15 protein-coding genes are annotated in these 15373 nt (G+C 42.4%); 3 read left to right on the forward strand and 12 right to left on the reverse strand.

Annotated features, from left to right (window positions below):
- Positions 1-14 precede the first annotated feature (14 nt).
- The 6 genes from rimI to CYCME_RS12100 form a co-directional block, all read right to left on the reverse strand.
- The gene (gene rimI, locus CYCME_RS12075; RefSeq protein ID WP_051184146.1) at positions 15-515 is read right to left on the reverse strand and encodes a ribosomal protein S18-alanine N-acetyltransferase; all 501 of its coding nucleotides are present in this window, start codon (positions 513-515) and stop codon (positions 15-17) included.
- Positions 515-1183, reverse strand: a complete 669-nt coding sequence (locus CYCME_RS12080; protein ID WP_020933202.1) for a uracil-DNA glycosylase — start codon at positions 1181-1183, stop codon at positions 515-517. Before CYCME_RS12080 ends, rimI begins: the two co-directional genes overlap by 1 nt.
- A complete protein-coding gene (gene pssA / locus CYCME_RS12085) occupies positions 1180-1914 on the reverse strand; it encodes a CDP-diacylglycerol--serine O-phosphatidyltransferase (RefSeq protein WP_015005022.1) in 735 nt (244 codons plus the stop codon). The genes CYCME_RS12080 and pssA overlap by 4 nt, the downstream gene beginning before the upstream one ends.
- Positions 1915-2025: 111 nt before the next feature.
- A complete protein-coding gene (ilvC, locus tag CYCME_RS12090; protein ID WP_016390398.1) occupies positions 2026-3042 on the reverse strand; it encodes a ketol-acid reductoisomerase in 1017 nt (338 codons plus the stop codon).
- A 63-nt stretch (positions 3043-3105) separates the two neighbouring features.
- On the reverse strand, positions 3106-3600 hold the full coding sequence (gene ilvN, locus CYCME_RS12095; RefSeq protein ID WP_016390397.1) for an acetolactate synthase small subunit: 495 nt from the start codon (positions 3598-3600) through the stop codon (positions 3106-3108).
- On the reverse strand, positions 3597-5327 hold the full coding sequence (locus CYCME_RS12100) for an acetolactate synthase 3 large subunit (protein WP_015005019.1): 1731 nt from the start codon (positions 5325-5327) through the stop codon (positions 3597-3599). Before CYCME_RS12100 ends, ilvN begins: the two co-directional genes overlap by 4 nt.
- 178 nt (positions 5328-5505) lie before the next feature.
- On the opposite strand from CYCME_RS12100, the gene CYCME_RS12105 reads away from it, so the two are divergent.
- Positions 5506-5955: a DUF4124 domain-containing protein gene (locus tag CYCME_RS12105; RefSeq protein ID WP_020933203.1), complete on the forward strand. Its 450-nt coding sequence runs from the start codon at positions 5506-5508 to the stop codon at positions 5953-5955.
- 17 nt (positions 5956-5972) lie between these two features.
- On the opposite strand, the gene CYCME_RS12110 is transcribed toward CYCME_RS12105, so the two are convergent.
- From CYCME_RS12110 to CYCME_RS12130, 5 genes are all read right to left on the reverse strand, one after another.
- Positions 5973-6602 (reverse strand): thiol:disulfide interchange protein DsbA/DsbL, encoded by a 630-nt coding sequence (locus CYCME_RS12110; protein ID WP_015005017.1) that lies wholly within the window; start codon positions 6600-6602, stop codon positions 5973-5975.
- 24 nt (positions 6603-6626) lie between these two features.
- Positions 6627-7802 (reverse strand): c-type cytochrome biogenesis protein CcsB, encoded by a 1176-nt coding sequence (gene ccsB / locus CYCME_RS12115; protein WP_015005016.1) that lies wholly within the window; start codon positions 7800-7802, stop codon positions 6627-6629.
- A 9-nt stretch (positions 7803-7811) separates the two neighbouring features.
- Positions 7812-9800, reverse strand: coding sequence for a cytochrome c biogenesis protein ResB (locus tag CYCME_RS12120; RefSeq protein ID WP_026362539.1), 1989 nt, complete (start codon positions 9798-9800; stop codon positions 7812-7814).
- A gap of 88 nt (positions 9801-9888) precedes the next feature.
- The gene (locus CYCME_RS12125; protein ID WP_015005014.1) at positions 9889-10500 is read right to left on the reverse strand and encodes a c-type cytochrome; all 612 of its coding nucleotides are present in this window, start codon (positions 10498-10500) and stop codon (positions 9889-9891) included.
- Between the two features lie 15 nt (positions 10501-10515).
- Positions 10516-10818: a c-type cytochrome gene (locus CYCME_RS12130; RefSeq protein ID WP_015005013.1), complete on the reverse strand. Its 303-nt coding sequence runs from the start codon at positions 10816-10818 to the stop codon at positions 10516-10518.
- 157 nt (positions 10819-10975) lie between these two features.
- Here CYCME_RS12130 and yihA point away from each other — a divergent pair, with 157 nt between their 5' ends.
- The gene (gene yihA, locus CYCME_RS12135) at positions 10976-11578 is read left to right on the forward strand and encodes a ribosome biogenesis GTP-binding protein YihA/YsxC (protein WP_015005012.1); all 603 of its coding nucleotides are present in this window, start codon (positions 10976-10978) and stop codon (positions 11576-11578) included.
- Positions 11579-11806: 228 nt separating this feature from the next.
- Here yihA and polA read toward each other — a convergent pair whose 3' ends face one another.
- Positions 11807-14524: a DNA polymerase I gene (gene polA / locus CYCME_RS12140; protein ID WP_020933205.1), complete on the reverse strand. Its 2718-nt coding sequence runs from the start codon at positions 14522-14524 to the stop codon at positions 11807-11809.
- 145 nt (positions 14525-14669) lie between these two features.
- Between polA and CYCME_RS12145 the strand changes: the two genes are divergently transcribed.
- A complete protein-coding gene (locus CYCME_RS12145; RefSeq protein WP_016390392.1) occupies positions 14670-15347 on the forward strand; it encodes a TIGR00730 family Rossman fold protein in 678 nt (225 codons plus the stop codon).
- The last annotated feature ends 26 nt before the right edge of the window (positions 15348-15373 follow it).

Genomic DNA, 15373 nt, shown 5'->3' on the forward strand with positions numbered 1-15373 from the left:
GCCAAAGGAGCTTTTTACGCAGAATCTGATGTTAAATCCAACGATAAGACCAAAGCATCTTCTTTACCATCGGCTGCTGGGTAATAATTTTTACGTTTGCCAATTTTTTTAAAACCGGCGGTTTTATAGAGTTGAACGGCTGCTGTATTGGAGGGTCTTACTTCTAAGAAAACACTGTTTGCATTTTTTTTCTTCGCGATAATCAGCACTTCTTTTAGAAATTGTCGACCTAATCCTTTGCCTTGGTAGGCAGGGTCCAAGCATATATTTAAGATATGCGCTTCGCCAACTGCGACTGATAAAATAACATAGCCTACGAACTGACCGTCTTTAATAAAGGCCCAATTTGAATAGCCAATTTTTAAACAGTCTTTGAAGATGCCTTCACTCCAAGGGTAGCTATACATTTGCCGCTCAATTGTCAGAACTTTGGGAATATCGTGTGTTTTTAATGGGCGTAAATAATCCACTTGAGGGCCAGTTAAACTCAGCAACGATTTTAATTTAGTTAACATCAAGCCTTGCTAACCAGCGTTCTTGCCAGTTGTATATCGTCCCAAGCTTGCCTTTTGGCTGAAGGTGTTTTTAATAAATCGCGTGGGTGACAACTGACCACTATTGGTGTGGGCACATCATCAACCTTATGCACTGTTCCTGTTAGGTGGCTTAACGATTCGTTTGATTTTAGTAAGCTTTGTGCTGCCTTTTCACCCAATACAAAGACAAGCTGTGGTTTTACCAATTCTATTTGACGAATCAAGTAAGCTCGGCACGATAATAACTCGACCTTTTCCGCTTCAACATTAGCTGAACGACACTTAACACTGTTTGTTAAATGAACTGTCGATTTTTTAACCCCGACCGCCAATAACATTTCTGATAATAAGTGAGCCACGTCACCAGTTAATGGCCGCCCTTCTCTATCATCTTGTTGTGTTGGAAAGTCACCAACGATGAGCCAGTCGGCGTGCATTGGGCCATCGCTAAACACTAGCTGGTTCCTAACAGCTGAAGCCTCACAACGTTGGCAGTTTGACGCTATTTCGTAAAGCTCTTGAAGGGTGTTTGCTGTAACGTCGTCACTGACTTCTTCGGCGATTACTTGTTCTTGCCTGCTCCTCTCTTGCCAAACTTGAACGCCCATCAGATCCAAGTAGGCTAGCTGCCTATTGGATGTTGTCATTCAGTTTTATCGCGTTGTGTTCGGCGCAATAAGCGCATCGTTAGTACTAGTCCAGATAAGGCATACACTAAACACATAATAAATAATATTAACGGAGGCGCAGCATAGATTAAGGCTAAAACCAGCATAACAATCACGGCAACGACAAAAGGCACCTTGCCCGTAAAATTAAGCTCTTTGAAACTATGGTAACGAATGTTACTAACCATTAATAAACCCGCACATAAGGTGACTGTTAGTAAGCCTGCCGTCGCCGCGGTGCCTGTTAATTGGTAGTCTTCCATTAACCACACATAGCCGGCCACTAGGGCAGCGGCAGCTGGGCTGGCTAACCCTTGAAAGTAGCGTTTATCAGCAATGTTATGCTGAACATTAAAGCGTGCTAAACGTAATGCACCACACGTTGCATATACAAAGGCTACCATCCAACCAAACTTGCCTAAGGACGACAGCCCCCACGAATAAGCAACTGCTGCAGGTGCCACACCAAATGAAACCAAGTCAGCCAAGCTATCGTATTGTGCACCAAACTCGCTTTGAGTATTGGTCATGCGTGCAACACGGCCATCAAGGCCATCCAGCACCATGGCAATAAAAATAGCAATAACAGCTATTTCAAAATGGCCATTAACTGCGCCTGTAATCGCATAAAAGCCAGCAAACAAGGCGCTGGTTGTAAATAGGTTTGGCAGTAAATACAGCCCTTTGGATGGAGGGGGTGTTTGTTTCATCAAGTACTAACTCCGTTGGTTGTATTTTTAGTATAGCCTAGCATCATCTATATAATGACAAAAAAAAGCGGCCGTTAAAACGGCCGCTTTTGTAGTCTTTAAAAAAACGACCTAGTTTTTAGTTTTATCAACTAAAGCATTGGCAGTAATCCATGGCATCATTTCACGTAATTTTCCGCCAACTTGCTCAATTTGGTGTGCCGCATTATTTCTGCGGTTTGCTGTCATTGATGGGTAGTTAGTCGCCCCTTCAACAATAAACTGTTTAGCATACTCACCATTTTGAATGTTTCTTAACGTTTCACGCATTGCTTCACGAGATTCGTCATTGATCACTTTCTTACCGGTTACATACTCACCATACTCAGCATTGTTTGAGATCGAGTAGTTCATGTTTGCAATGCCACCTTCGTACATTAAATCCACAATAAGTTTTAACTCATGCAAACATTCAAAGTACGCCATTTCTGGTGCATAGCCGGCTTCAACCAATGTTTCAAAACCCATTTTAACAAGTTCAACCGTACCACCACATAAAACAGCTTGCTCACCGAATAGGTCAGTTTCTGTTTCATCTTTAAAGGTTGTTTCGATAATACCTGTACGACCGCCGCCAATTGCTGATGCGTATGACAAGGCGATATTTTTAGCTTTGCCAGATGCATCTTGGAAAACAGCAATCAAATCGGGAATACCACCACCGTTTTTAAATTCGTTACGTACGGTATGTCCAGGCGCTTTAGGTGCAATCATAATCACATCTAAGTCAGCACGTGGTACCACTTGGTTATAATGAATAGCAAAACCGTGTGCAAATGCTAATGCAGCACCTTGCTTAATATTTGGCTCAATTTCTTCTTTATATAACTGAGATTGAAATTCGTCCGGAGTCAAAATCATTACTAAGTCAGCAGATGCTACCGCTTCAGCCACTTCTTTAACCGCTAAGCCAGCTTCTTGTGCTTTAGCCACTGAACTTGAGCTAGCTCTTAAACCAACAACAACATTAACGCCAGAATCTTTTAGGTTATTTGCATGCGCATGGCCTTGTGAACCATAACCAATAACAGCTACTGTCATTCCTTTAATGATTGAAAGGTCCGCGTCTTTATCGTAGTAAATATTCATCTTTTTCCTTAATTTTATTAAAATTTAACCGTCCTGCCTGCGCAAGACGCCGCACTTAACTTGTTACAGCGTTAACGATCTCTCACCACGAGACAAACCGATGACACCGGTCCGAACAACATCAATAACTTCATTTTCCAATGAAGACAAGAAATCATCCAACCAAGCTTTTTCGCCTGATAATTCAACAATCAAATAGCCATCCGTTTCATCGGTAATACGGGCTGATGAATCGGTGCCTAAACTGTCAATTTTTTGCAACATGGCATCATTCTTTTTCACCTTCAGCAAAACTAGCTCGCGTTCTAATGAAAAGGACTCTGATAAATCAATTAACTTCACCACATCAATTAATTTATTCAGTTGCTTTTTAATTTGCTCAATTGTCTCATCATTGCCAACGGTTACCAATGTTAGTCGAGACAAGGTAGGGTCTTGAGTCGGTGCAACCGTTAAGGACTCAATGTTGTAAGCTCTAGCAGAAAACAAGCCTGAAACACGCGACAAGGCACCGGCTTCATTTTCCAATAAGACTGAAATAATATGCTGACGACTCATGCCAATATCCTTTTATACTTTGAGTTTGGCGCCATTACCATATCGTTATGAGCTTTACCTGCCTCAATCATTGGATATACGTTTTCTTCTGTATCTGTTAAAAAGTCTAGAAAAACCGTACGATCTTTCATCGCAAAGGCTTCCCTTAGCGCCGGCTCTACATCTTCTTTTTTAGTCACTTGAATACCCACATGACCATACGCTTCTGCTAACTTTTTAAAGTCTGGTAATGCCTCAAGGTAAGAATGCGAATAACGACTTTTATAAGTGAACTCTTGCCATTGACGCACCATGCCTAGATAACCATTGTTTAAGTTAATCACTTTCACGGGGGTATCGTATTGCAACATAGTCGATAACTCTTGCAGGCACATTTGTATGCTTCCTTCGCCGGTTACACAAGCAACATCAGCCTCTGGGTTAGCAAACTTTACACCCATCGCCGCCGGCAAACCAAAACCCATTGTTCCTAAGCCACCAGAATTGATCCAACGACGAGGTTTATCAAACGGGTAAAATTGTGCGGCAAACATTTGGTGCTGGCCCACGTCCGATGTTACAAAGGCTTCACCGTTCGTTACCTTGTACAGTTGCTCGATAACATATTGTGGTTTGATAGTGCCGCTGTTCTTATCGTATGCCATGCAATCTACTGCACGCCATTCGTCTATTTGTCGCCACCAATCAGCAATACGCTCACGATCAAAGGTTTCACCTAAACTCTCTATTTGTGCAAGCATGTCTAATACAACAGGTTTTACCTGTCCAACAATAGGCACATCAACCGTAATGGTTTTAGAAATAGAGGCCGGATCCACATCAATATGAATGATTTTGGCATTTGGGCAAAACTCGGCAATTTTACCTGTTACCCGATCGTCAAACCGAGCGCCGATAGCAATAATTAAATCACTATCATGCATTGCCATATTCGCTTCGTAAGTACCATGCATACCCAGCATTCCTATAGACTGCGGGTCTGTGCCTGGAAAAGCCCCTAAGCCCATTAAGGTCTGAGTAACAGGGAAATTCAACGTTTTACAAAGCCGTCTAAATTCTTCGCTAGCTTCACCTAAAATAACGCCACCACCACTGTATATTACAGGGCGTTTAGCTGCTTTAATCAGTTCAATTGCTTTTCTTGTTTGACCAATATTGCCACTAATTATTGGTTTATAAGAACGCATGACTACTTCTTCAGGATATTGGTAAGGCACCTTAATATCAGGGTCTGTTATATCTTTAGGGATATCAACCACAACAGGGCCTGGGCGACCTGACATAGCCAAATAAAACGCCTTTTTCATCGTTTCAGCAATATCGGCAACATCCTTTACCAAGAAATTATGTTTTACGCACGGGCGAGTAATACCGACTGTATCAACTTCTTGAAAAGCATCGGTACCAATAACTGCTCGAGGCACTTGCCCAGTGATCACCACCAGAGGAATTGAGTCCATATAGGCTGTAGCAATGCCGGTTACTGCATTTGTCGCACCGGGGCCAGAGGTAACAAGTACCACACCAGGCTTACCTGACGAGCGCGCATAACCATCGGCCGCATGAGTAGCACCTTGCTCATGACGGACCAACACGTGTTTCACATCTTCTTGCTTAAAAATAGCATCATATATATGTAATACGCACCCACCAGGGTACCCAAACACGTATTCCACACCCTCATCTTTTAAGGATTGGATGACGATTTCACCGCCACTTAGCTCCACAATGATTCTCCAAAATTCAACTGATTTGATTCGATCTAAAATAAATTCGATTACAACATGAAATCGAACTGGACAAAATACTAACTTTTGTGCATTTGGTCAAGCTCTTTCATTAGTCACACAGTGCTATATACTTAACCAAAAGACACTAATCCTACATAATCATAAGGACTTACCTATGTATCGCGCTTTGATGTTTTGTTTTTGCTTGCTTTTTACCCAATTTGCCCACACTGCAATTTATTATTGGGTTGACCACCAAGGCCAAACGCACTACGGGCAACAACCCCCGCTGGATAAGTCCATTAATGTGCAAAAAATCGCTGTATCAACAAACAGTTCTGTTGACCCTACTCAGCAACAACAATCAATTCAAGACAGTGCTAACAAAATAGCTGAATCTAATGCTGAACGTAAAGCGGCCCGCGACAAACTACAGCAACAGGCTGATGAAAACAGGCGCCGTAATGAAAACTGCGATGCCAGTAAAAAGAAACTTGCTGAGCTAGATTACGGCGGTAATCGTCTATACAAAGACGCTGAGGGGAACTATTCTCGCTTAACTGACGAAGATAGAAACAACCAGCGCGAACAACTTAACGACTTTATCAACAAGAACTGTCGCTAAATCACCGCACTGTGAATTTATTTTGTTTTTCTTTCCTTAGCCAACAGGTAATCCATAATCTTCAACATGTTCTGGTAACTCTTCGCCATTGACCCTGTGATAAGGTATTTACCTTCAACCACTATAGCCGGTACGCCTGTTACGCCATAACGGTCAACCATATCCTTCGCTCTTGCTACTTTTGTATTTACAATAAAGGAATGGTAGGTCTTTTTAAATAACGCCTCATCTATTCCATACTTCGTATAAAAGTTAGCCAGTTGATTGACTGTATTAATGACTGCCTTTTCTGCATGCATAGCATGAAATAACGCACCATGTGACTCATCTAATACGCCTAAGATATCGGCTGCGAAGTAGGCTCGTGCATGTCGCTCCCACTGTTCATTGAAAACCGCAGGCAAGCGAGCAAAATTTACGTCGGCAGGAAGGCTTGCTACCCAAGGATCTAATGTAGGTTCAAAGTGGTAACAATGCGGACAGCCATACCAAAAGATTTCCAATACTTCGAGGCGGCTTGAATCATCTGTGGGTTGAGCAGGTTTAATCAGCTGATAATCAACACCTTCTTTAAACTCAACGTCTGCGGCAAAAGAAGAACCTGCTGATATAAAAAAAATACTCAATAAGACCAATAGTTTATTCATTATTCTCTCCTAAAATTGATAACGCTAAAGTTCGCCGTATGAATGCAAACCAGACAAGAACATATTGACACCCAAAAAGGCAAACAAGGTAACAAACAGACCAACAATGGCCCATGCAGCCATCGGTTTTCCACGCCAACCTTTTGTTAACCTCATATGTAACCAAGCTGCATAATTCAACCAAACAATTAAGGCCCAAGTTTCTTTAGGGTCCCAAGACCAATAACCACCCCATGCTTCAGCCGCCCATAACGCGCCTAAAATGGTCGCCAAGGTAAAAAATGCAAACCCTAGAGCAATGGATTTATACATAAGGTCATCAAGAATATCTAACGCAGGCAAGGCCATTGCAATACTATTCGAGTTAAGTCGTTCCGCTCTGACACGAATTAAATAGGCAGTTGCTACCATAGCAGCTAAGGCAAACGCACCGTAACCAACGAAGTTGGCTGGCACATGAATTTTCATCCAATAGCTCTGTAAGGCCGGCACTAATGGTTGAATATCGGCGGCATCTCTATCAAACGCATACCAAAGCAAAAAGGCAACCGCTGCACTAATAATTAGCAGTACAAACCCGCCTAACATGCGTGTCTGATAACGACGCTCGTAAAACAAATACAACAAGGCCGTAATAATTGAAAATAAAATAAACACTTCATACAAATTGCTCACTGGGATATGCCCAACATCTAAGCCGATAAGGTATGACTCTCTCCAACGAACCATTAACCCAACCAAACCCATTGTTGTTGCCGACCAGGTCATCGCGCTGGCAACTTTCCCTATAAAGTCTGAACGTGCAAAAAACGCAATAAAGTAAGTAACCGTTGCAAGCACATACAGTGCGCTCATCCACATAATAGCTGATTGACTTGATACCAAAAACCGCAAAAAGAAATCCGTCTCCACATCAGTCAGCCCGTTTGTGTAGCGACTAATGCCAAAAATACTGAGTAAAAAAACTGCCAGTGACAGCCCCCTAATTTCTTTCCAATGCCAACCTAAGGCAACTAAACTGATACCGGTTGAAAATAAAATAACCTGCTCATATACATCCATTAACGAGGCATAGCTCGCATAGGCATATCCGCTGCCAAGCAACACCATAATCGCCCACACCCAATCAACTATACCGAGCCCTTTCCAAAAAGATTGCTGATCTAATTCTTGTTGCAACGCTGCATGTGTACTGTTCATATCGTTACCTTAACCTGTTAAAACACGATCAAACTGTGCTTGGATCTGTTTATATTGTTTCGAAAAGTCTAATTTATTTCTAATCGCATGACCGGCCAAAACAAACCTTAGCCCGCCATCTTTTTCTTCCAGTCGTGCCCATAACCGCTGCTGAGGGGCATAAAACATTAAGAACACCCCTAATATCAGCATCGCACAGCCCGGGTAAACTAAGTTCTTCCCTGGTGCCTTCGCAATTTGCAAGCCACTCGCTTGCAAATGGACAAAGCTAGCAAGTTGAAAATAGACTGGTGAGCCATAACGGCCAATTGCACTCATTGCAGCCGAGGCAGCATCAAAAAACTCAGCCTTTTTTTCATCTATACCTAAGCTGACATCTACGCCTTCATTCAACAATACATCAACATATACTGCGCCCAACATTTGTTGAAGCACCCTAACGTAAAGTTTGGTGACTTCTTCACGTTTATCAGCTGGTACATTTTTCTCAACATTATCGATCACGCCATCCATTCCATTTTCAATAAATAGCCCTACCAATTTAATCATCGCTTCGTTTAATTGCGCAGCATCAGTAGACGGTAAGGTCGAACCGGCAAAATTTTGCTCTGTTACTATTCTACGCAACAACTCTTCATTACCAAGCGCATGCAGATAATTCATAAACCGTTTTATACTGCCTTTATCGTCTGCGGGAATATACAAATACCTAAACTCCTCAGCCGGTGAACTACGCACCCCACTTAAATAATAATATGCACCTTCTTTTTCTACTGGCACCATATAGTTTAAATACTCTTTCGCTTCGCCCGTTTTGTCACGCATTTTAAACTGTACGCTAGGGCCTGCATTTTCAAACTTTTTATCCGCCTCAGCCGATGGATTGATATTAAATAATCGAAAATCAGATGGTTCTAGAATCCACCTCTCACCAGATAAATTTATTGGTACTTCCGCACCAACCTTAGTATCCACCTTTTTACCTACATTACTTTCGCCGTTTAGTGGCCAAGCAAGCATTTCTAGTTTAGAGCCACCATCAGAAAAACTGGCCTGATAAATAGAATACCCATCGTAGATTAACGGATGATTAACGGAAATAGTTTGCTCTAAGGGTTGATCCAAGCGCTCGTCATAAATCACCAAATCACTTTCAAATGATTTCGGCTGACCGCTTTCATAATGCTCTATTCTAAAATCTTTAACTTCCACCGTGAAAGGCAGCTCTTGCACCAAGTAACCGTCTTTATAGTTAAGAAACAAGACATCTGTTTGACGACCTTCTGGTATCGAAACACTGCCTCTAAAAGACTGATTATTAATACCTAAGCGACTGACCTCAGGCACCTCATTGGCTACAATGTTTTGAGTTTCAGGTATGATTTGACCCAACATTTCTCGTGCTTTCAAGACTGCATTACCATCTATCAAGCCGCCAATACAGATAAGCACAATAGCTACGTGCGTTAAAATATAGCCCAGTCTGCTAGCCCCACCTTTCATACCAGCAATCAAGGTATAAGACTCACCCTCTTTCAGCCGAGCACTATAGCCATTATGTGAGAATATCTTTTGCGTAACATGCTGCACATCAGCCATCGGTTGAGGTAACGTCCAACTATAGGTGTTTGAATAATTCTCCAAGGTTTTAAGTTGGACATTTTGCCTATATTCACGCATTTCGCGCAACATATTTGGCGCGTTTTTATAAATACAAGTACTGGTAGAGAGCACCAGAAAAAGCAAAATAAATAAAAACCAACTGGATGAATAAACATCATAGAGCCCAAGTTGATTAAACACATCAAACCAAAAGGGTCCAAATTTTATTATATAGTCTGTGTATGACTGGTTTTGCTGTAAAACCGTCCCAATAATGGCCGCTATAGATAGCGCCACTAAAAGGGTTATCGCCAAGTTCATCGACCCCATAAACTTCAACAACAAGGCTGAGGTTCTAACTGACGAAGTACTTGTCGCTGGTTGTGGATTTTTCATAAGAAATTTTAGGCCGCGCTTGCGCAAGCACTAAGCTAATAGCAAAAAGGGGCAGCAAACTGCCCCTTTTTGCAGAAAAAACGTTCGTTTAGTGCAAACCAGAAATATATGATGAAACTGCTTCAATTTCTTTATTGTTCATCCGACCAGCAATGTCACGCATCATTGCTTGATGATCGTTATTTCGTGTTTCTGCTTTGAAATCCTTCAGCGCTTTAGATAAATAAGCTGCGTGCTGACCGCCAATACGTGGGAAACGCGCTGGCGCACTACCTGCCCCATTAGGGCCATGACATGCAATACAAGCCGGTAAACCATTATCAACCTTTCCAGCACGGTATATCTTTTCGCCCAGCTTAATTTTATCTGCGCTAGCCGCCTCAACCGTTGACGGCACGCTGGCAAAGTAAGCCGCTAAATTTTCAATATCAACATCTGTCAAACCGGCAACCATTGGCGCCATTGTTGGGTCATTTCGTTTTTTACTTCGAAAGTCGTGCAGTTCTTTTTCAATATAATAAGCATGCTGCCCCGCTAACTTTGGCCACATCGGATTGGAGCTGATGCCATTTTGACCGTGGCAAGCCGCGCAAACTGCTGCACTCGCCTTGCCGGCTTCAATATCACCAACGGCAAAAGCATTCGTTGATACTAAGGCAGTAAAAAAACAAACCAATAATATGTTCAATTTCATCATCATTCCAAGCCTACTTATTTATTTAATTCCAGCATAATATGCCGCAAGATTCGCCACGTCATCGTCAGTTAAAGCACTAACCATCGCCTGCATTGAAGGGTCTTTGCGCACGCCTGAACGAAAGTTGTTTATTTGCTTTACCAAGTACTGTTCTTTTTGACCCGCTAAATTAGGGTAAATACCCATAGGACTAATGCCAGCCACACCATGGCAAGCCGCACATTGCGCTGATTTTGCTTTACCTGCTGCCGCATCACCCGCCCATGATTGACCAGTAATTGATAGCAGTAAAACGGCTATCGCCAGTAACACCTTATTCATCTTTATTTCTCCAATATATTTAGCTTAACGCTAGACTAGCGCGTAATTTTACAATAAATTTAATTGAATTTAGTATTTTTCTAAGTGATTTGTTGTTATCCCCACTGCAAATTGCTTGCTCCGGTACAATAAACAAATTTATCGCTTGGCTTGTAACATGAACCCTCTTTATCACCGCGCAGAATACTTACTAAACGCTCCCAACCTCAAAACAACTCCTAAAGGGGTTGAATATGAGGTGGCCTTTGCTGGTAGATCTAATGCTGGAAAATCCAGCGCCATCAACACATTGACCAACCAAAAAAGCCTCGCCAGAACCAGCAAAACGCCCGGCAGAACTCAACAACTTGTCTATTTTAAGCTTGATGATCAGCGCTGTCTTGTTGATTTACCCGGCTATGGCTTCGCTAAAGTCCCGCCTAAAATTCAGCAACAGTGGCAAACTGAGCTTGAGCGCTACCTAGAAAAAAGGCAGGCACTGCACGGTCTGGTTTTACTCGTCGATATCCGCCGCTCTTTAGGTGAGTACGATAGGCAAATGATTGACTATGCTACTCATCTAAATTTGGACGTCTTTGTAGCCCTAACCAAGGCCGACAAACTTAATCGAAATAACGCTAAAAACACTTTATTTGCCGTTCAAAAACAACTTAAAGATTCACCTGGAAATGTACAAGTTGAGCTATTTTCTTCGCTAAAAAAAGAAGGTGTCGAACAACTACATAACTGGTTGGATGAGCACCTTAATGTACAAAAATAATAGGCAAAAAAAAGCTCTAGAACCATACAAATAGCCTAGAGCCTTATAAAAACCCGGTTATTGCTAACCGGAAACTTGCTCAAGGGGAGGGGAAGTTTATGAGCAAGTATATCTTTACAGATACAACTGAATAGACTGCGCGTTTTAAAAAAAGTTCAACATTAAGTATTTTTTCAACACGCGCCTCTCCTTCAAAACTCTGTTCAGTTACAGCAAACATATCACCGATCAATGCGCTTCATCCCAGTTCTTACCCATACCAACATCCACGACTAATGGCACATCCAAAGATGCTGCCCCACTCATTTTTTGTTGAATAATGCTCGCGGCCTGATCTAAATAACTGTTTTCGACTTCAAACACTAATTCATCATGCACCTGCATCACCATTCGCACAGCAGGTTTATCAACTTGCAACCAATTATCCACCGACAACATGGCTAACTTAATAATATCTGCCGCTGTTCCTTGCATGGGCGCATTAATAGCTGTTCTTTCGGCATACTGCCTACGTTGTCCATTCTTAGCCAGAATATCAGGCAGGTATAAACGTCGACCGAATAACGTTTCAATATACCCTTGCTCACGCGCCAGCTCACGTGTTTCGTCCATATATTGTTTTACGCCTGGATACCTTTCAAAATACAAATTGATATAGCCTTGAGCAGCGCCGCGATCAATATCTAACTGTTTCGCTAAACCAAACGCAGACATGCCATAAATTAAGCCGAAATTAATCGCCTTAGCCGAACGGCGCTGATGAGTCTCAACTTGATCAACGGGCACACCAAACACTTCTGCTGCTGTTGCCTTATGCACATCTAAACCCTCTTTAAAGGCTTGCAAAAGACCCGTGTCCTGCGATAAATGCGCCATAATCCGCAACTCAATTTGTGAATAATCAGCTGCCATGACAGTAAAGCCTTCCTCTGCAATAAATGCTTGGCGAATCCTTCGACCTTCTTCACTGCGTACCGGAATATTCTGTAAATTCGGATCAGATGAAGATAATCGTCCCGTTGCCGCAACCGCTTGGTGATAGGAAGTATGCACACGCCCAGTTACTGGGTTAATTTGTTTTGGTAATTTATCGGTATAGGTTGAGCGTAACTTACTCAAACTACGGTGCTCAAGAATCAAGCGCGGCAAGGGAAAGTCAACGGCTAAATCTTGCAAAACGCTCTCTGCCGTCGAAGGTTGACCCTTGGGTGTTTTCTTTAGGACTGGCAAGCCTAATTTATCGTACAGAATCTCTTGGATTTGCTTTGGCGACCCCAGATTAAATGGTTGGCCCGCAGCCTCATGGGCCTGCGTTTCCAAGGCTTTAATGCTGGCGGTTAATTCGCCACTTTGCTGACTTAACATTTGCTCATCAACCAACACCCCTGTTTGCTCCATTCTGGCTAACACAGGCACCAGTGGCATTTCTATCGTTTCATAGACCGTTGCCAAACTGTCTATTTGCTTTAACTGAGGAAAAATATGCTGATGTAAACGTAACGTAATATCAGCATCTTCCGCTGCGTAAGGTGCTGCCAGCTCAATAGACACTTGATCAAAACATATTTGTTTTGCGCCTTTACCCGCCACATCTTCGTAATGAATAGTTTCTTGCCCCAAGTATTTTTCAGCCAAAGCATCCATATTGTGCCGCGATGCAGTGCTATTTAAAACGTAAGACTGAAGCATAGTATCGTGATAAATTCCCGCCAAGCTAATACCGTGATTAGCAAGCACGTTCGCATCATATTTAAGATTTTGACCGACCTTACGAGCACTTTCTGACTCTAATAAGGGTTTTAATTGATCCAACACCCATTGCCTAGACAGTTGTTGTGGCGCACCGGGATAGCTATGAGCCAACGGAACATAGGCCGCATGACCTGCTTCAATAGCAAATGAAACACCCACGACCAACGCTTTTGTATAGTTTAAATGTGTTGTTTCGGTATCAAAGGCAAACAACTCTGCCTCTGTCAGCTTTGCCAACCATTGGTTAAATGTTGCTTCATCTAGAATCGTTTCTACGGTTAATTCAGTTTTTGCCGGTAACGGTTTCTCATCCACCTGTTCGCTGGCAACGGTCGACGCCTTTGTTCCACCCAACTGTTTTAACCATGAATTAAACTCATAATGGCTTACCATCTCCTTTAAGGTTTCTGTATCCGGCTGCGTTCTTATTAAATCCGCCGGAGCCTTATCTAACGGTACATCACATTTAATCGTTACGAGCTCTTTTGATAACGGAATCGCATCAAGGTGATCACGCAAACTCTCACCCACTTTGCCTTTTACTTCATCAGCCCTTGCGATAATTTCATCCAGTGAACCGTATGCATTGAGCCACTTTGCAGCCGTTTTTGGTCCCACTTTAGGCACACCCGGAATATTGTCGGAGGTATCGCCCATCAAGGCTAAATAATCAATAATCATGTTAGGCGGCACACCAAACTTTTCCTTCACGCCTTCTTCGTCCAGCCATTGGTTATTCATTGTGTTAATTAATGACGTTTTATTGGTGACCAGCTGCGCAATGTCTTTATCGCCTGTTGAAATAACAACATTAAGATCTTCCTCTTCGGCCTGCTTAGCCAATGTACCAATCACATCATCCGCCTCAACACCTGGCTCCATAACTAAAGGTAGCCCCATTGCTTTTATTAACTGATGTAATGGCTTAATTTGCTCTCGCAACTCGTCAGGCATTGACGCCCTGTTGGCTTTATACTCAGGATACATATCATTACGAAACGTCTTTCCTGGGGCATCAAATATGACTCCAAAATATGCCTCTGGGTACGTCTCAACCAGTTTTTTAAGCATGTTTGTTACGCCTAAAATGGCGTTGGTGTATTCACCTTTTGAGTTTGTTAATAATGGCAGTGCATGATAGGCACGAAATAAGTAAGAAGAGCCATCTACCAATACCAATGTTTTTTCAGCCATGAACCTATCCAATATTTATATACGCAAGATTATACCCAAGGGTATCGAGCAAAGAACATAAGTTTCACTCAAGCAACATCGATCCTTTAATTTAGCCTTATACTGCGCAAACCGATTACCATGTTATAAAAAACAGGAGCAGCAGATGAGCGATCAAAAACGCGAAGCATGGAAAATTTTTCAAATTATTGCCGAATTCGTCGATGGTTTTGAACAGCTCTCACACATTAAGCCTGCCGTCAGTGTCTACGGTTCTGCACGGCTCAATGAAGATCACCCTGATTACCAACGCGCCGAAGCCATTTCCCTTGCCTTATCCAACGCCGGCTTTTCTGTTATTAGCGGTGGCGGCCCTGGCATTATGGAAGCTGCCAATAAAGGCGCCTTTAAAGGCCCGTCTTCAAGTATAGGGCTTAATATTCTGTTACCACATGAACAACAGTCCAACCCTTACCAAGACGTCAGCTTAAATTTCAGACATTTTTTTGCCCGTAAAGTCATGTTTGTCAAATACGCCACCGCTTACGTTGTCTTACCGGGTGGCTACGGCACCTTAGACGAACTGGCTGAAATTTTAACCTTGGTTCAAACAGGCAAGACTCGAAAGATACCCATTATTCTCGTTAATAAAGAATTCTGGAACGGCCTAATTGATTGGTTTTCAAACACCTTAGTGGCAACAGGAACCCTTAAAAAAGAAGACCTCGATCTATTTCAGCTTTGTGAAACACCCGAGGAGGTGCTAACAGCTATTTTTGACTTCTACGAGCAGCGTGGATTTGCGCCTTCTGCCGAAGAAGAAGAAATACTGCTAGAGCTTTAAAACCGCTAAAACAAAGCCAAATTGTA

The organism is Cycloclasticus zancles 78-ME (assembly GCF_000442595.1).
Taxonomy (GTDB): domain Bacteria; phylum Pseudomonadota; class Gammaproteobacteria; order Methylococcales; family Cycloclasticaceae; genus Cycloclasticus; species Cycloclasticus pugetii.